The organism is Paenibacillus endoradicis (assembly GCF_024721975.1).
On sequence record NZ_JANQBB010000006.1, the window covers coordinates 270304 to 287921 of the forward strand.

A 17618-nucleotide genomic window follows, 5' to 3' on the forward strand; every position below is an offset into this window, starting at 1 on the left:
ACATTTACGGAGGAATCTCTTAACCATGTCATATAAAATGATCAAATGGCTGATCCTTATTATTCCTACATTAACGATAGGTCTATGGGAGTACGTTCGTCATGATTTTTTGCTATCTTACATTTCAATGGAGTTAGGTAATATGCTGTCACCTATCATTGTATTTATTGTAACGATGGTGTTCCTTACTAAATTATTTTCAATGATGGAGAAAAGTCAGAATGATCTTAATGAAGCTAAAGCGATTCAAGCAATATTGCTTGAGCGCGAGAAAATCGCTGCTGAACTTCATGATGGTATTGCTCAATCGTTATTTCTACTAAATGTACAAATCGAGCAAGGACAACAAGAGCTAGATCACGATAAATATATAAAATTAAAAACTAATATCCATAAGACGGATGCTTACGTTAGAGAAGCGATTACTAGCTTACGATCACCAATACATCTGCAAGGCTTTAGTTGGAACGATAGCTTAGTACAATTTATTGCGGAGCTTCATGAAGACATGGATATTGAGGTTATTATCAATTGGAAGCTAGAAGAAGATACGCTTCCACTAAAAGAGAAAATTGATTTGCTACTTTCGATTCGAGAAGCACTATACAATGTGAAGAAACATTCTCAAGCAACTTGTGTATGGATTGATGCTTTCCCTACCATAGATGGTTGGTATTGCTGTGTAAAAGATAATGGTATTGGTATGCAGCTTGAACAACAAACCCCAACGCAGAAATTTGGAATTCGAATGATTCATGAGCGTGCTAGCATATGGAATTGGAGCTTTGACATGGAACGAAAAAAAGAACTTACTTATTTTCGTATTCAAAAACATTGCTAATACTATCGATTTTCGTTTATTGAAACTTCCATTGCACATAGAAAAGCCGTATTCGAACTGTAGTTAGAATACGGCTTTTCATTCTGTTTTCCATTATTTTAGTTTGCACCATCTAATTTACGTAAACGAAGCAAAGCAATTACTATGATTATAAATGCAAGTAATGCTAGCATTGGGATCGTAATAAATCCAAACCAGTTTAAGTAATCCTCTTGGCATGAAGTCGGACCACATGCCGCAATTGTTGAATCAGGAGGTATCTTCTGAATGATTGTATGGTATATTGAGAATCCGCCTCCAATAATAGCTAAGGGCAAAGTATACTTAACAATCGCTGTATCTTCCTTAACAAATGCTATTCCTAATACAATTGAAAGAGGATACATAAAAATACGTTGGAACCAGCATAGACTACATGGCGTGAAGTGCATAACTTCACTCATATATAAGCTTCCTGCAGTTGCAAATGTAGCTACTGCCCAAGCTAGAAATAACCAAAACGATTTACTCTTTTTTTTATTTGTATCTTTCTCATCCACTCTAGTCTCCTCCTCCCCAATATTACGAAAAGATCAACTCTCACTTAAATGTTGAAGATCATCTAGTAACTTGTTGAAATCTGTTATTTCACCTTGAACTATAGACTGTATCGTACCTTTATCAGTAATCATAATTGAAACAGGGTAACCTGAAACTTTGAAAAGCTGCTTCATCTGTAATTGTGGATCGAGTAGAATCGGCATAGTAAGGTCATATCGAGTTTGAAATGGTTCGATCTCTAATGTGGTCTCCCCCATATTGATTGCAACGACCTCAACTTCAGGGGCAAATTGTTGCACTTCATTTAGTAATGGAAGTTCATTAATACACGGCGTACACCAACTTGCCCATAGATTAATAAGCATTGGCTTTCCTGTAAATTCTGCTAAAGCAATTTTTTCATTATTCATATTCGAAAGCTCTATTGCAGGTAAAGTATCGCCCACTTTCAGAATGGATACATCGTTATGTCTTGAGCCTACTACTAGATATATTATAATCAAGATTCCAACGACAATAATCGACCATTGCATTGCTTTTCGACTATTTCTGTTCACGTTGTAATGGTCCTTCCTTACCCCAAAATAATGAAGCATATGCCTGCTGAATTCCTTCTCCACCATAAATTTCACTGATCTCATCGTAATTACCGCTTAATTCAACTTTACCATTATTAAGAAATATAATTTGATCCGCTATTGCTTCAGCAACTTGCAATTGATGTGTTGAGAAAATAATTAAACAACTATTTTTCGCAGCTTCAATCATCATCGCAGCAAATCGTTTCATCCAATAAGGATCGAGTCCATTGGTTGGTTCATCTAACAATAGAATGGAAGGATTAGAAAGCATAGCTTGTGCTAGTAATAATCGTTGTCTCATCCCTTTTGAGAACGACTGGACCTTTTTCTTTCCCGTGTCTTGCAAGCCAACCTCAATAAGTAGCTCTTTAACTCGAGCTCGTGATACGCCCTTAAGATCGCCCCAAAAAGATAATACTTCATAAGCTGTAAATCCACCTGTAAATTGAAAATCATCTGGCATATATCCGATATGCTGTAAATATTGCTGTCTTGAAGTGTGAACATTCAATCTATCTATCGTTATTTCTCCACTACTGGGTATGGATAATCCTGCAATCATACGAATAATTGTACTCTTTCCCGCTCCATTACCACCGCAAAGGGCAACAATATTACCTGAAGAAAAAGTAAGATCGAGAGGCTCTACTAGCTGCTGTTCACCTACACATTTGGAAATATGATGGAGATCAAGCTTAACCATGTCGTTTCCCCCTCTCCCATAACCAACTTGCACATCCAACATATAAGACGACGTGGAATATTAGTAACAGACCAAATGCAAAACTTCCAGAATCATCTCTTATCCACGAAACCCAGTTATAGTACTCTGGACCAATAATAGAACCGCCACCTAAAGTAACAATTGTATAGATACGAATCCATTCAGCGGGATTTAATAATGTAGCGATAGTAAGTGCAGGCTTAATCCATACATAAGGAAGCTGTCCTAATGCCGCAATAAGAATTGGAACCCAACCAATGATAGTGAAAAACCATACAGCAATAACATAGGTTAATGCTTGCCAACGGTTTTTCGTAATAGCTCCAATAAGAAAAGCAATGCTAAGATAAGCGATAATGATACAACTAGCAAATATAAATAGTAACAAATAGGTAGACAACGCGAATCCTTCTGTAAATAAAGTACTTACAATACCTGTTACTGCAAATGCTACTGTAACTATAGTTAGTAAGACGATTAATACTCCTATATATTTCCCAATAAGAAGTGAGCTAGATGATAATTGATAGGTATATAATAATTGTGCACTTCCATCTTCCTTCTCACCAGTAAGCGAAAATGAGCCTAGCATTAATGTAATAAGTGGAAGAAGATATAAGGTCAAATTAATTAACATTCCTGTCATTCCGGAGTAACCAGACGTATATCCTTGCCCATTAATAAGGAGCAAGCTAAGCATAAAGATAATAAATAATGCTAGAAATGCATAGGACCAAGGGTTACGAAATCCAAGACGTACCTCTCGCTTCATTACTGTTATGATTTCATTCATAGAAATTCCCTCTAATGACTAGCAGAAGCTGCATCATTATTCGCAGTCTCGTCCATCAACATAGGCTCATGTGAGGCAGAAACGTCCTCTTCCATTGTCATCTCGTGCGTTCCATCAACTTCATTGTCCACCGCTTCGTGATCGTGATCAGCACCATGTGATTGCATCATCGTATGATTAACTTCCCAGCTATGCGCTTGTAGATCAGTAGCCGTCATTAATGTCCCAACAGCGTGTTCAGCTATATATTGCTCCGCACTTGCTTGATCTTCGAACGAAATAATCCCGTAAGCCATCGGTGTTTGAATCGATGTGTCATAGACATAATATGCTTTTTCATATTTAATCCATTGCATGGTATTATAGTCACGTACATAAGTAGCACCAACTGTGGCAGTACCGTTTTGTTCCTGCCATGTGTGCAGACATCCGATATCATCAAATTTCAGCGCTCGTCCTTCAGTAGTAATAATTTGCGTAGCAAATTGATCATCTTTAATTGCCATATTGCATATTACGCATCGATCCGTATCCTCATTAATAGCAACGGGCTCATAAGCTTCATCGGAGCATGCTACAACAATCATCGTGCTTACTATCATTAACAGAATTAACTGTAGTAATTTCTTCTTCATCATATTCTCCTCGATTTGTATATTATTATTATTGAACCTATTAATAATGGTATCCAGATTAATAGCATCAGCCAACTTGAGCGATCGACTCGATTACTTTGCATGAAATTCATAGATTGCAAGCGTGGGGCGCGATCTTGTAACCACTGCTCTTTATTGTCCTGATACAGTTGCTCGACGAATTGAATTCCATTGCTACCGAAAAACAATTGGAAACCTGGTTTTCTCTCCACTAACTCCATAAAAAATGGTGAGCTTGCATAAGTTAAATTACTAAACTCATCACCATCTATATCAACTCCTTGAAATGTATCCCAATAATTATTAATAACATTTGGAATTGATGAGCTATCGCTCCATATATTCGTTACATTACCGATGAAATTATTATCTTGAATATTTTGCTCTGAAGAACCAATGAGCTGTAGTGCAACAAAATTATGGTGAATATCGTTCTCACTTATCTCTACTTCACTTGATTTCTCTACATATATGCCAACGCGACTTTCGGCAACCGTATTGTTCATTATTGTAATATCGATTGCATCAAATAGTAATATGCCTTGCGAATTAACATTACCAGCTTGTTTTTCTAGTACATTATTTTGTACAACAATGTTCTGACTAGTCATAATCATCATGCCTGTTATATTAGCGATACTGTTATTCTCTAGTAACTGAATGTTAGAACCATACATCAAATGATAGGCATATCGAGAGTTTTGTACCATATTGTTCTTTATTATTAAATTGAGATTATTCTCATTATAAATTCCATCGTACATACCATTAATTTCATTACTAGTAATCGACATATTTTCTGAGTTATACAGCTGAATTCCATTACCTCGATTACTCAACTTCTCTGTAAATTTTCCGCTCCAAATTATTTCATTATTAGCAACCGTACTCTCCGTTGCATTATCAATGGCTATTCCTGTAGCTCTCGTCTTAATCTTAAGTTTTTCTAGCTGTAGATTTCTCCCTGTAGCTGTAATAACAGCAGTTTGCGGATGTCTACGTTTATCGTTAATCTCGACGGTTGACACCATTACTGTGTCGCTAACGATTGCAATAGCTTCCTGCCCGTCTTCGATAACAAGCTTCACATTTGATCCACCAATAATGGTAATTGGCTTCTCAATAATTATTGAACCGTTGTAATCTCCAGCCGCTAGTTTTATTATTGCACCTACTTCGGCTTCATCAATAAGTTGCTGTAAGTCCTGCGGTACTTTGTTACTATTGCTTTTTAACGTTGATGTGGCAGATGAATGTGGTACATTGCTAATAGAAAGAAAACATACTATCAATAAGATGTAAAATAAACGAGATGGTAATGCTTTCGTCATTCTGGCAACACCTCAATCGTCTTCTTCTGCATCATATGTGTATCGTCAACATTGAAATGAAGATATACTTCGTTTTCTCCTGCTTGTTCAAATCGTACATTGGCTTCATATGCTAGACCTTCCTCTACCTCTACTTCTGTTGTCTCAAATATTTTTGTTGATGAGCTGTTGTTACGAAGCTCAATTCTCAGCCCACCGCGAACATTTACATCTTCTAGTAAATGAACAGTAAGTAAGTTATCTTCATCAATTGTCGGCGATGAAGGCTGGCTTGTTAGCTCCGTCGTAACTTTAGGAATAACCAACTCCATCATTGGTTGAGACGAACTAGATTGTGATTTACTACAGCCGCTTAAGAACAACATTACGATTAGGATCAGTATGCATATTGTAACTAGCGCTGTTTTCTTCATTTGTTCACCACTTTTCACTATACATTTTCCTGAAATTACTATTATCTCTATTAGTATAGTGAGCTTAGTACTTATTCAAATGACTACATAGAGCTATATTCCCTTCCTATTTGTGGATGAATTTTGACAATTACAATCCAATTTATTTCGAAATAGTTCAGCCACCAAACCATACTAATGAGACAAGATGAACCTTTTCCTACGAAACTATTAGTACTTTAGCAGAGTAAGTAGGTAGTTTAGTGATGGCTATGCCCTTCAGAAGTCACAGGAATATCTGTTATTTGCTGTTCAAGCTGGGCTAACTGCTCCAAAGCTTCTGAACCAATCGCTAATCTTTTAGAAGGCATAACTTCCATACCAGAAGATGATACATAGCTCTGTATAATATAAAGACCTTCAGAGGTGAAGATGTGATTGACCTCATAAACACCAGGAGTTCGCTGAATAGCTGGCAATATTATAGCCTCGTCGGGTGAATTCTCCTGCCATATCTTGAATTTTGCTTCCTCAGCCTGCTCAAACGGTTGACTACTTTTTTGAACGGTTAACGATAGAGTAATAGCTTTATTCAGTTCTATATCTGAAGGTAATTGGAGATCAACAGTCAAATGAGGAGTTAATCCATTCTCATCCGTATTCTCTACTTTAGCAGTACATGCACTTATAATAAAAACAAATAGCAGTAGCATTGACAAGGATAACGCGCGATTAAATAACTGATTCATACTATCACCTCTTCTACGAAGAAAACCAATGCCGTAGCGGCTTGATTCTACGAATAATTAATAAGTCAAGCAACAAAACAATAATTATCGACAAGCCGACAAGCGGCATGAGTGCACCACAGATCAACATGATGATTATTAGTCCTACTGTTACTTTCTTATTTCTGGGCTGAGAAGGAGCGCCAAGTTTTCCTTTAGGTTTTCTCTTTTTCCACATGATATATGAGCTAATTGCTATTAATATTAAACCTATACAAGCAATTAAACCTACAAGCTGATTGACTAATCCAAACAATCTCCCTTCATGAAAGGCAATGCCTAACGATATCGCTTTGCCCATAACACCATAATCTGCATATCGTACGTCAGTTAAGATTGCACCACTATATTGATCGATATGTAATGTTGCATCTTTACCAGGCTTAATATGAGAGGTAGAGAGCGTGAATACACCCGTTTCCCCTTGCGGTAATGTTATTGTATAAGGCAATAATACGTTATGATTTGCTGCAGTGTTGACGATGGTATCGATGTTTAAAGGTAAATAGTCACTACTTGCGGAGATTGGTACAGGAAGATTCTGAGTAGCCCAAGGCAAATCTTCAGCAATATCCTTCGCCACGGTAACCGATTGTGGTTTTTCACCGAAGCTATAAGCGTAAGGGGGAGTATTCGTATTTGTTGAGTTAGCTAATTTATCAATCTGTCCACCTAAGACACCAGACCACGGTAAACCAGTAGCAATCAAAATCACAAGCAGTAAAGACAACCAGAAGGCTGGAACTGCATGAATATCACGCCAGAACATCCGACTACCTGGTTTGCTTAATCTAGGCAATATCGTCCCCCATATAGATGATTTATTACGTGGCCACCAAAGAAATAAACCCGTAATGAGCAAGATAATAGCCCAGCAAGCTGCAAGTTCAACAAGCCTATTTCCCAAAGTACCACCAACTATAAGTTCACTATGCATTTTTTTGAAAAAGGCAGAGAAGGTCTCATCACTGTTCATAATTCCCAAAATATTACCCGTATATGGATCAGCATACATATTAGTCGAAGTTCCATTGTTAGTGGTCGACATCATTATAGTGGCTTCAGGTGAATCATTAAGTGTTATGGACGAAATTGTTGTTCCAGGATAGGCAACTATCGTTTTCTCTATAATCTCTGATGGTGATAATGCAGAGGCTCCGACTTCTCGGACAGTTAGCATATCCTTATACAAATAGCCCTCGATCTGTGGTTTAAATAAATAGACTCCTCCACTGAAAGCCAAAATGATTAGAAATGGGGCAAAGATAATCCCTGCGTAGAAATGCCATCTCCACATAGATTGATAAATAGCTTGACGAAAACTAGATTCTCTTCGCTTCTCATTATTAGCAGGTGAATTGTTCAAACTATCAGTAGGTATAGCACTCATTATTTTCAACTCCGTTCATGGAATAAATACTACTAATTTAGTATAAATACCCGATAAGTAAGATTGAATGACTCTAAGTAGCTATTTATTCAACTTTTTGCAACGGAATTGTAACTGATTTTTTGTTCCTTTGGGCCGCAGACAACAAAAAAAAAGTGTCTACGCTATCACTGTAGACACTTCTAAATATACAAATAAAAACGATTATTATCTTGCGCGATCCTTAGGTAGAAGCAGTGACAGGAATCCAAAGAGCGGTAGTATACTTGCCCCTATCATTACAAATTCCATCGTCTTTACATCTGCAAGATTCCCAAGTACAACAGCACCAACAGCCCCCATGCCGAAAGCAAAGCCAGTAATTAGCCCTGAAGCTGTTCCAACTTTACCTGGCATTAACTCTTGAGCGTAGACGACACTTACAGAAAATCCTGATTGAAGAATAAGACCAAGCAACGCGATAACAGGATACACCCACATTAATGGTAGATGAGGAAGTATTAACGCAAGCGGAATTGAACCTACGAGTGAAGTAATCATCATCGTTCTTCTGCCGATTCTATCAGCAAACATCCCACCAAAAAATGTTCCCACTACGCCAAAGATCATAAACAGATATAGTGGAATCTGAGCTTGCTGAATCGTTAAAGAATATTGCTCTTGCGCATAAAATTGATAGTAGTTTCCAATTGCAGCACTATACCATGAACGAGCAAATACTATGGTCATCAAAATTCCCATACCGAAATATACAACTTTTGATGGTATTACATTCTCTAATGATACAGCGGATTTCTTCTTCATTGAGATTGCTCCGTTAATTGCTAGTTGCTTGCGATACCACGGTACAACATATAATAAAATAATAATTGCTGAGCCTGCCAATAAAGTACCCCAGATCGCTCCACGCTGCCCTAGAGGTACGAAAATAAATATCGTCATAAGCGGAGCCAACGATGAACCAAAGTTACCACCGACCTGATAGATGGACTGTGCAAGCCCGCGCTTCTGTCCAGCAGCTAAGTATACGACACGTGAACCCTCAGGATGAAAAACGGCAGAACCAAGACCGATACAGACGACCGCTAACACAACAAACCAAAATGTAGGGGCAAAGGAAAGTGCTGCTATCCCGATTAAACTACTGCCCATCCCAGCTAATAGTAACCATGGGGTTGGACGCTTATCTGACCACAATCCTACGATTGGTTGCATAACAGACGAGGTCATATTTAATGTAAATGCAATCCAACCAATTTGTGCATACGTTAATTGAAGTGATTCTCTAAAAATAGGAAATAGGGCGGAAACTACAACTTGCATTGAGTCATTTAACATATGTACGGCGCTTACAGCAAATAAAATAGAATAAACAGTTAATGATTGCATAGTTGTAGCTGATGAAGAAGTTCTAGCTGTACCAGACACAATAAGGACCTGCCTCTCAATTCATTCACATACTTTAGTAGTAAAGTATTTCTCATTTGACATTACCATATGGTGCTTATACTATACAATATTTTTTTCAACTCTACCCAAGATTTTCATTTCATGTTATAATGTAAACGCTAACATTTCAGTTATTAGATTATCTAGGGGGTATTCGAATGTTGAGTGTTGCGTTAAATGAACGTACAATGTGTGAAGATTTTGATCTAGAGCAAGAAATCCTATTCTACAAAATAGGAACTGACGGGCTTGTGAGTTTTCACGGAAAAAATTTCAGTCGTAAAGTTCAACTTTCACAGTCTGAACTGAAACAATTGATTAGAACACAGGGATACTTCGCTATTAGCTCTAATTGCTATATTAATGTATCTCGAATCAAAACAATTGGGTCAGGAGCAATTTCCTTTGGTGGCGATTTAACAAGTTCCAAAATTCTTTCAGTAAGCAGACGAAATGAATTGAAGTTGAAGCAATTACAGCAGATCAGCTAATGACATAGAGTTAACGAAACAACCGCTAATCTTATGTTTAGCGGTTGTTTGTTTTCTCTATTGCTGATATGCTGAAATGGTACTGGTATGTCTTACATAGTAAGGTGCATGTACAGTTTACCTTATGCTTCCGATGGAACTTTTCATCCATGTGATGATTACCAAGAAGCAATGAAAAGTTTACCTTATGCTTCCGATGTAACTTTTCATCCATGTGATGATTACCAAGAAGCAATGAAAAGTTTTAGGAGGAATTATATTGACTACACAAAGCAAGGCATTCGAGGGATTATTTCATGATGAATCTGCAATTTGGCTTCAATGGGGACAGTATGAAAGCGCTGTTCTTCCTAAAGTAGGAGCGAATCTAATTGCATTTCGTGATCATGAGCGTAATCTTACTGTTTTAAGAGAACCATCCGCTACTGAAATGAATGATTTTCGTGCAAATCCAGGGATTCATGGTATCCCTGTCCTATTCCCACCGAATCGCTATGAAGACGGTACATTTACATTCAACGGACACAAATATGTATTTCCTGTAAATGAAGAAGCTACCGGCAACCATCTTCATGGATTTTTCCATACGGCACAATGGAATGTTGATGATTTCAATACAACGGCTACTGAAAGCTATGTTGTATTGTCTATTTCTATTGATGAAAATCATGAAATCTATCAATATTTGCCTCATCAATTCACATTAAAACTTCGCTACTCTTTAAGTGATCAAGGTTTGCTGCAACATGTATCTGTTCATAACCATGGTACAACAGCTATGCCTTGTATGATCGCTTTCCATACTGCTATCAATGCGCCTTTCGCAGCAGATAGTTCTAAAGAAGACTATACATATACAATGACGATGGACAAACGTTGGGAATTGAATGAAAGAATGCTTCCAACCGGGAATTACCAAGCTCTAACGAGCGAAGAACAAAACATGAATGGCTCTGGTCTTAATCCATTTTGGGAATCAATGGATAACCACTACACAAGCTCAACAAAAAATGGTCGTAACATGATGGAACTTACTGATCATCGTCTAGGACTGAAATTAATCTATGATGTTGGCACTTCATATAAGCAATGGATGATTTGGAACAATGGTGCTGGCGGTACATTCTTCTGCCCAGAACCGCAGCTTAATCTTGTTAATGCTCCAAACAGTTCACTTCCAGCTGAACAGATCGGGCTTGTTACACTTGAGCCAGGTCATATTTGGGAAGAAACAAGTCGTATCTATATCGTGAACGCTTAATACACGGTTTCATACAGTGCTAAAATCGATAAACGGGGATGTCCTAAGGTCATTATTTCAATGACTTGTTGGACATCCCCGTTCTATGTTTTGAACTACCTATTACAATGAAAGTACTACCTCTATTAATTAATTTTGAACCGTTGTGATTCTTGTTGCAGCTCAACTGCCACCTTCGTCAAATCCTGAACATTATCTTTCACTTCATACATAACTTGCTCTTGTTCGCTTGTAACTTCAGATACTTTTCTAGCTTGTTGTGATGCTGCATCGGATAGCTGCGTCATCTCCATTAATGCTGCTGTAACTTGCTGCGAGCTTGCAGACATTTCTTCAGATGAAGCTGTTACCTCTTGTAGCTGGAAGTTCAAGACACCGATAGATTCAACAATATGTTCGAAAGCATCATGCGTTAATTGAACTTCTTGCATCCCTTGAGTCACTTCAATTTTTTCACGTTCAACAACTTCAACTGCAGCCTTTGATTGTATTTGAATCTTAGTAACTAACCCAGAAATATCTTTGGCAGCTGTCTTGGAAGAATCGGCTAAATTCCTAACTTCACTTGCTACCACTGCAAATCCTTTGCCATGTTCCCCTGCTCTAGCCGCTTCAATTGAAGCGTTCAATGCAAGTAGATTGACTTGTTCCGCTATTTCTTCAATGTACATGACAGAACGACCAATAGCATTAGATTGCTCAGAGAATTGCTGTATTACTTCTGAAGTTTGCATAGAACCTTTGAGTATTGAACTCATCTGATTCTGAACAGCTTGCATTCGCTCCTGACCAATGAGCGCTTGTTCATTAGCTACATATGCTAATTCTGATACATTTGCGGCTGATTCAGAGATACGTTGTATTCCTATTGCTACTTCTTCCATAGAACGAGTAGATTCCTCAGCATGAATGAATTGAGATTTCGCTTGCGTAGCGATGTTGTTCACATCAGCTGCAATTTGGGCAGTATGACTAGTAGATTGTTCTGCTGCTGCAAGTAATTGCTCTGCGCTCGAAGCGACTGCTTCTGAATTACTAGACATTTTATTCACTATAGCATGTAAGCCAATAACCATATTATTGAAACTTGCGGCAAGATCACCGAATTCATTGTTCCATTTATACTGGTTTCTTATCATTAGATCACCTTGCTCCACCTGCTTCATATCAGCAATAAGTCGATTAATCGGTTGTTTGATCGTTATATAAACAAAGTAACCAAATAGTCCAGCAACAATAAGAATAATCAGTAAAGAGGATACGAGAATTATTCTACTTAGATCAGCATCAGCTTTGTTCGATTTATTAGTATTGAAAGATTCATCCATATTAATTTGTTTTATATCATTTAATGTAGAAAAAATTGTATCCCTTACGCCGCTTAGGCGATTATTGAAATACATATAAGCTTCTAAAGTTTTCCCTTCTTCAAGCCGTGCTTCTACCTTCAAAAATTCCTCATGGACAAGAATAACCTGTTCTTTATAAAGCGCATATAAAGCAGCTGACTTATCATCCATCGGAATTTTCTCTACTTCCGTCTGTAGTTCATCTCTCATGGCTTCTAACTCTGCAATGGCTTCATTAAGAGCGTTAACGTCTACATTGACTTGACCTAACACGAGCTCAAGTTCAGCAGACTCAATTTGCACATTCGTTGTAATAAGCTGACTTAAATATTCATTAGCCATCATCTTATCTTCATACATCTCTCTAGCATTATTGTTAATTTTGTTAACTGAGCTAATTCCGATAATTCCCATTAAAATCATAAAAACAAGTAACGAGATAATGAGAATCATTAACTTTAAGGACACCTTTTGGTTCATTACAAGCTGCTTAATCATGTTGTACTCCTTCTTTTGTCGTTAAATTATGTAAAATATTTTATTCCAATACTAACATTATAATAAATAGTTAAATATTGTACTAGTTTTTTGAGTATATATTTTCCAAACTCTACTTATTCATAAGCTGATGAGCTTGTCATAGGTGTACGTAAACTTCTAGCAAAACAAAATTGAGCTCCATAGTATGTACTCATAATTAGAAGCGAGGCAATATCAATGGATGCTACAAACATATTCCAAGCTAGTATCGAATCCGAGACCATAAAGCATAAACTCCCTATCATGATCCATATATTTTTCGTTAACCATGCTGTCCAAACCATTAATGATATGACAACAATATACAATATAACTGGAACAATTAGTCCACCTTTTTGTCCATCAATTAATGACATAACCATAATAATCGCCATAATAATCGCATATGCACTAATGATAAATCCTATTGATTTGTTACGTATTCCTTTACTTCTCCTTAGATTAAAGGCAAATATGTAGAATATATGACCAATTAAAAAGCTAAATAAGCCAATAATAAACCACTGCAAAGTATAATCACCAAGCATACAAAATAGTAATCCAAGAATAACTAAATAATGATGAAGTTCCTTCTTTTTCGGTAATTGCATACAGCCAAAGGTAATAATAAGAACCATAGGAATAAGCTTAAATATCATCGAATCCCATACAAATATGTACAAACTACTCATGAAGATAATCACAATTGGAAGCAACCAATCACGAATGTTTTTAATAATAACAACCTCCTTCAACTTTTTATTAACTTCCTGTTATGCATCATCGCAAATAAAAAGTAACTTCAAAAGCATAATCAATTTTTATGAACATCTTGTTAAGTTTCATCCTTACATTATATTGGTTCTTTTTCAATAAATCACTAACTGAATCAATTTCATAAATCACAAATGAATGCAAAAAAGAATACCCCTCAATTGTAAGCGCTACTCAAACAATTGAAAGGATATTCTTTTTCTATTCCCTATTAAGATCATCAAAATAGCATACTTATTAGATACCTTTAAGTACAAACGAGTAATGATAGTTTCTACTGCTGTGTAGAATTGCCGTTGGGTCAGGTCGTGCTCCCCAGCTATCATTACCAGCGACGCCCATTTGATAACCATTAATCGATAATACGGTTTTACTTGGTACTGGTAATTTGTGCAAATGGTCGTATTGTTCCAACTCTTCGGCAGTGTAAGGAATTGCATTAATCTCAACACCGTTCGCAGATTGAACGAATAAACCATCTCCAAATTCATTACTTACCATCGCTTGACGAACATGCATCTTATTTCCAGATTCCTGAGGTCGAATGTATCTTGCTAATTGATCTGCAACCATCCCTGAGTAAATTCCTAACTTTCCGCCAACTTGTCGGTCAACATAAGTTTCACTAGGACCTTTTCCATACCAAGAGATTTCATTATAGAGCACATCCATCTGAAGATTCATCCCGATGACAGGAATTTCAGTAACTTTTTCTTGGGCATGTAAAGTGAAGTCTACTTTAACTTCTCCATCACCATTAATATTATATTGTATTTGAAGTTTTGTTCCATTCGCTAAGAGATAGCTTGTAACTACTGCACAATGTGTTTCTGTTTTCGTATAACTAAGCCCTAGTAATTTGCGATCTCTTGCAGCGTGTTGCCAGCCTTCACTACGCACATGTTGCTTATTTCCACGATCATTATCTGTCATTGCTCGCCAGAAGTAAGGCACTAGTGGTGCTTGTAATCGCTCCGTGTCGTTCCATACATAAGATACTAATTCTCCCGTTTGTGCATTGAAGCTTACTGAGAATTGCGGCTCAGTACCTTCAATAGTCAATGATGAATAGTCTCGTTTCACTTGAATCTGTGATATTTGCTCATCATTTGAAACTGTACTCCATTTTGCAGGTAAGATGAATTGTTCAAATGCAACTTCATGCCCCGCTTCTACCCACTTCTCTTCTTGCTTCAGTACAATACTGATCGTTAAAACTGCCTCGTCACTTTCTTGTTCTAAATGCGGCAGACGATACGGTAGTTTCCATTCTGCTTCCGCTAACGGTGCAAGTTCTGCTTGGAATATCTGTTGTTCTTCTACCTCACCGTTAATAGCAATAGACCAACTTATCTCATATTCGCTAAGATCGGTAAATAGATTCCAGTTCTTCACATGAACAATTCCTTGTTCTAAATCAACAGCATTCATTTGAACCATTTGATATACTTTCTTCACTTCTTGCAGCTTAGGAGTTATCGTTCTATCTGCAAAAATCAATCCATTTCCACAGAAGTTTCCATCATTCGGTGAATCTCCGAAATCACCACCGTAAGTCATACGAACCGTTCCATCTTCATCTACTACTCGAATCGATTGGTCGATCCAATCCCATATGAATCCACCTTGCAGTATCGGGTATTTATCGAACATATCACGGTATAATTGTAATCCACCACAAGAGTTACCCATTGCATGCGAATATTCACACAAGATAAATGGTTTCGTTGGATTGTTAAGCGCATATTGCTCGATCGCCTGAGGGGTAGTATACATATGACTTTCAATATCTGATGCCGCATCACTAGGGCGATAATGGAATGTCCCTTCATAATGCACAGGACGCGATTGATCAACATCATGGAAATAATCACGCATTGCTAAGAAGTTATCTCCACCGAATGATTCATTGCCAAGTGACCACATTACGATTGACGTATGATTTTTATCTCGCTCATACATAGACTTACAACGATCTAAGACAGCATCCGTCCATTGTGGATTGCTACCAGGAATAGCAGTTCCTAATCCTTGTTGGCCATACGTCCATGATCCATGTGTTTCTAAATTATTCTCATCGATAACGTATAAACCATACTCGTCACATAGTTGATACCATAGTGATTGGTTAGGATAATGTGATGTTCTAACTGCATTAATATTATGTTGCTTCATGATAATAATATCTGTAATCATGTCTTGCTTAGTAATTGTTCGCCCTGTATCACATGAGAATTCATGTCGATTAACTCCATTAAACAGTACGCGTTGACCATTAATAAGCATTAAATTATCTTTTATTTCAAATTTACGGAAACCGATTTTCGATACGATACTTTCTCGTACTTGTCCTGCTTCATCTTTAACGTTAATTACAAGTTCATACAAGTAAGGTTTCTCAGCACTCCACTTATATGGATTACTAACCATTTTGCGTAATGATAGCGATTGTAGTTCCAGTCCATTTACATCAATATTAACTTGAGCTTGCAATGGTTGTTCCCATACAACTTGCTGATTAGCATCATACAACAAAACTTCAATATTAGCCTCAGATGCCAAGTTCATATAGTTCATAAGCTGAATATCTACAACTAACTCAGCATCCTTATAATTAAGATCTAGTAAAGTTTGTACTTTATAATCATAAATGTGTACGTTTGGTACCGTGTACAAATACACATCACGGAAAATTCCACTCATTCTCCAAAAATCTTGATCCTCTAACCAACTAGCATCACACCAGCGATATACTTCCACTGCAAGCTTATTATTTCCCTCTTGAACATATGGTGTAAGATCAAATTCAGCAGGTGTAAACGTATCTTCCGAATAACCAACTAATTCACCATTGAGCCATACATAAAATGCTGACTCCACACCTTGAAAACTTATGAACAATGGTTGATCTTGCCAATCCTTATTCCATTCAAATTCAGTAATATAAGATCCGACTGGATTATACTTTGTAGGAGCAAAAGGTGCTTGTACATCTTCATTACCTACCCATGGATAAACGACGTTACTATATTGAGGATAGTCATATCCTTGCAATTGCCAGTGTCCTGGCACTTGAATAGTTGCCCACTCGGTACTATCATAATTGGTCTGATAGAACTCAGTAATTCTCCCTTCTGGATTACTAGCAAATGAGAATTTCCATAAGCCGTTAAGTAACTGCATATTAGAAACAGCATATGGTTCATCTTGCTGCGCTTCTTCATAATTTATATATGGAATAAGTGATGCATGGGCGTTCATACGATTCAATGCATAAATTTCAGGATTATTGTTCCATTCGGGATACCCATTACTTGGTGCGACATATTGAAATTTTTTCAACACAGCTACAATCACTCCATTCATTGCTATTACACTCTTATCGAAGAGGTTGCATCTATTATAGTATGATCATCAATGAAAAGAAAGTTTCATATATACATGTAACTTCACTTTCTATAAACTCTAATAGTTCTTGTTAATCTAGTGACTTAAGTTGATTATTCTTATTAATTTCAGAGTAATTGCCTTCATCATAAATACAACATTTGTCCATATCTGAGCTGCAACATTTCTCCATATCGAAAGACAGTCTGCACGTTTCAACTCGTCAATTCTTGCTTCAAACAAAAAAACGAAAAAAGTTTCAGGCACGGTTTATGTTCAGCCGTACTTTTATCTTTTTTCGCTTACATGTTTTCTGTAACTTATAAACAGATGAAACACTTTTACAATAGTA

General features: G+C 37.0%; 16 protein-coding genes. 3 read left to right on the forward strand and 13 right to left on the reverse strand.

Annotated elements, in window-relative coordinates; genetic code table 11:
* The first annotated feature begins 25 nt into the window (after window positions 1-25).
* On the forward strand, window positions 26-841 hold the full coding sequence (locus NV377_RS19735; RefSeq protein WP_258202515.1) for a sensor histidine kinase: 816 nt from the start codon (window positions 26-28) through the stop codon (window positions 839-841).
* A 98-nt stretch (window positions 842-939) separates the two neighbouring features.
* On the opposite strand, the gene NV377_RS19740 is transcribed toward NV377_RS19735, so the two are convergent.
* From NV377_RS19740 to NV377_RS19785, 10 genes are all read right to left on the reverse strand, one after another.
* Window positions 940-1380, reverse strand: coding sequence for a disulfide oxidoreductase (locus tag NV377_RS19740; protein WP_258202516.1), 441 nt, complete (start codon window positions 1378-1380; stop codon window positions 940-942).
* A gap of 33 nt (window positions 1381-1413) precedes the next feature.
* Entirely contained in the window at window positions 1414-1938 is a 525-nt protein-coding gene (locus NV377_RS19745) for a TlpA family protein disulfide reductase (RefSeq protein WP_258202517.1), read from the reverse strand.
* Window positions 1925-2665: an ABC transporter ATP-binding protein gene (locus NV377_RS19750; RefSeq protein ID WP_258202518.1), complete on the reverse strand. Its 741-nt coding sequence runs from the start codon at window positions 2663-2665 to the stop codon at window positions 1925-1927. The genes NV377_RS19745 and NV377_RS19750 overlap by 14 nt, the downstream gene beginning before the upstream one ends.
* Window positions 2658-3479, reverse strand: coding sequence for an ABC transporter permease (locus tag NV377_RS19755; RefSeq protein WP_258202519.1), 822 nt, complete (start codon window positions 3477-3479; stop codon window positions 2658-2660). The genes NV377_RS19750 and NV377_RS19755 overlap by 8 nt, the downstream gene beginning before the upstream one ends.
* A gap of 11 nt (window positions 3480-3490) precedes the next feature.
* Window positions 3491-4117, reverse strand: a complete 627-nt coding sequence (locus NV377_RS19760) for a nitrous oxide reductase accessory protein NosL (RefSeq protein WP_258202520.1) — start codon at window positions 4115-4117, stop codon at window positions 3491-3493.
* Window positions 4114-5466 carry a right-handed parallel beta-helix repeat-containing protein gene (locus tag NV377_RS19765; RefSeq protein ID WP_258202521.1) on the reverse strand — a complete coding sequence of 451 codons (1353 nt, stop codon included), beginning with the start codon at window positions 5464-5466 and terminating at the stop codon, window positions 4114-4116. Before NV377_RS19765 ends, NV377_RS19760 begins: the two co-directional genes overlap by 4 nt.
* Window positions 5463-5879, reverse strand: coding sequence for a hypothetical protein (locus tag NV377_RS19770; RefSeq protein ID WP_258202522.1), 417 nt, complete (start codon window positions 5877-5879; stop codon window positions 5463-5465). The genes NV377_RS19765 and NV377_RS19770 overlap by 4 nt, the downstream gene beginning before the upstream one ends.
* A 239-nt stretch (window positions 5880-6118) precedes the next feature.
* The gene (locus NV377_RS19775; protein ID WP_258202523.1) at window positions 6119-6607 is read right to left on the reverse strand and encodes a FixH family protein; all 489 of its coding nucleotides are present in this window, start codon (window positions 6605-6607) and stop codon (window positions 6119-6121) included.
* 13 nt (window positions 6608-6620) lie between these two features.
* On the reverse strand, window positions 6621-8036 hold the full coding sequence (locus NV377_RS19780) for a PepSY-associated TM helix domain-containing protein (protein ID WP_258202524.1): 1416 nt from the start codon (window positions 8034-8036) through the stop codon (window positions 6621-6623).
* A 207-nt stretch (window positions 8037-8243) separates the two neighbouring features.
* Window positions 8244-9425 carry an MFS transporter gene (locus NV377_RS19785; protein ID WP_258202659.1) on the reverse strand — a complete coding sequence of 394 codons (1182 nt, stop codon included), beginning with the start codon at window positions 9423-9425 and terminating at the stop codon, window positions 8244-8246.
* A gap of 218 nt (window positions 9426-9643) precedes the next feature.
* Here NV377_RS19785 and NV377_RS19790 point away from each other — a divergent pair, with 218 nt between their 5' ends.
* On the forward strand, window positions 9644-9976 hold the full coding sequence (locus tag NV377_RS19790; protein ID WP_258202525.1) for a hypothetical protein: 333 nt from the start codon (window positions 9644-9646) through the stop codon (window positions 9974-9976).
* Between the two features lie 259 nt (window positions 9977-10235).
* Window positions 10236-11237, forward strand: coding sequence for an aldose 1-epimerase (locus tag NV377_RS19795; RefSeq protein ID WP_258202526.1), 1002 nt, complete (start codon window positions 10236-10238; stop codon window positions 11235-11237).
* A 125-nt stretch (window positions 11238-11362) separates the two neighbouring features.
* Here NV377_RS19795 and NV377_RS19800 read toward each other — a convergent pair whose 3' ends face one another.
* The 3 genes from NV377_RS19800 to lacZ form a co-directional block, all read right to left on the reverse strand.
* Window positions 11363-13084: a methyl-accepting chemotaxis protein gene (locus tag NV377_RS19800; RefSeq protein ID WP_258202527.1), complete on the reverse strand. Its 1722-nt coding sequence runs from the start codon at window positions 13082-13084 to the stop codon at window positions 11363-11365.
* Window positions 13085-13200: 116 nt separating this feature from the next.
* Window positions 13201-13860 carry a lysoplasmalogenase gene (locus tag NV377_RS19805; RefSeq protein WP_258202528.1) on the reverse strand — a complete coding sequence of 220 codons (660 nt, stop codon included), beginning with the start codon at window positions 13858-13860 and terminating at the stop codon, window positions 13201-13203.
* A 256-nt stretch (window positions 13861-14116) separates the two neighbouring features.
* Window positions 14117-17245, reverse strand: coding sequence for a beta-galactosidase, LacZ type (gene lacZ / locus NV377_RS19810; protein ID WP_258202529.1), 3129 nt, complete (start codon window positions 17243-17245; stop codon window positions 14117-14119).
* Window positions 17246-17618: the final 373 nt, after the last annotated feature.

Excerpts from the sequence above, each read along its gene's own strand:
- NV377_RS19735 (WP_258202515.1), top strand. The coding sequence starts at position 26 with ATGTCATATAAAATGATCAAATGGCTGATCCTTATTATTCCTACATTA.
- NV377_RS19750 (WP_258202518.1), bottom strand. The coding sequence starts at position 2,665 with ATGGTTAAGCTTGATCTCCATCATATTTCCAAATGTGTAGGTGAACAG.
- NV377_RS19755 (WP_258202519.1), bottom strand. The coding sequence starts at position 3,479 with ATGAATGAAATCATAACAGTAATGAAGCGAGAGGTACGTCTTGGATTT.
- NV377_RS19760 (WP_258202520.1), bottom strand. The coding sequence starts at position 4,117 with ATGATGAAGAAGAAATTACTACAGTTAATTCTGTTAATGATAGTAAGC.
- NV377_RS19765 (WP_258202521.1), bottom strand. The coding sequence starts at position 5,466 with ATGACGAAAGCATTACCATCTCGTTTATTTTACATCTTATTGATAGTA.
- NV377_RS19770 (WP_258202522.1), bottom strand. The coding sequence starts at position 5,879 with ATGAAGAAAACAGCGCTAGTTACAATATGCATACTGATCCTAATCGTA.
- NV377_RS19775 (WP_258202523.1), bottom strand. The coding sequence starts at position 6,607 with ATGAATCAGTTATTTAATCGCGCGTTATCCTTGTCAATGCTACTGCTA.
- NV377_RS19780 (WP_258202524.1), bottom strand. The coding sequence starts at position 8,036 with ATGAGTGCTATACCTACTGATAGTTTGAACAATTCACCTGCTAATAAT.
- NV377_RS19785 (WP_258202659.1), bottom strand. The coding sequence starts at position 9,425 with ATGCAATCATTAACTGTTTATTCTATTTTATTTGCTGTAAGCGCCGTA.
- NV377_RS19790 (WP_258202525.1), top strand. The coding sequence starts at position 9,644 with ATGTTGAGTGTTGCGTTAAATGAACGTACAATGTGTGAAGATTTTGAT.
- NV377_RS19800 (WP_258202527.1), bottom strand. The coding sequence starts at position 13,084 with ATGATTAAGCAGCTTGTAATGAACCAAAAGGTGTCCTTAAAGTTAATG.
- lacZ (WP_258202529.1), bottom strand. The coding sequence starts at position 17,245 with ATGAATGGAGTGATTGTAGCTGTGTTGAAAAAATTTCAATATGTCGCA.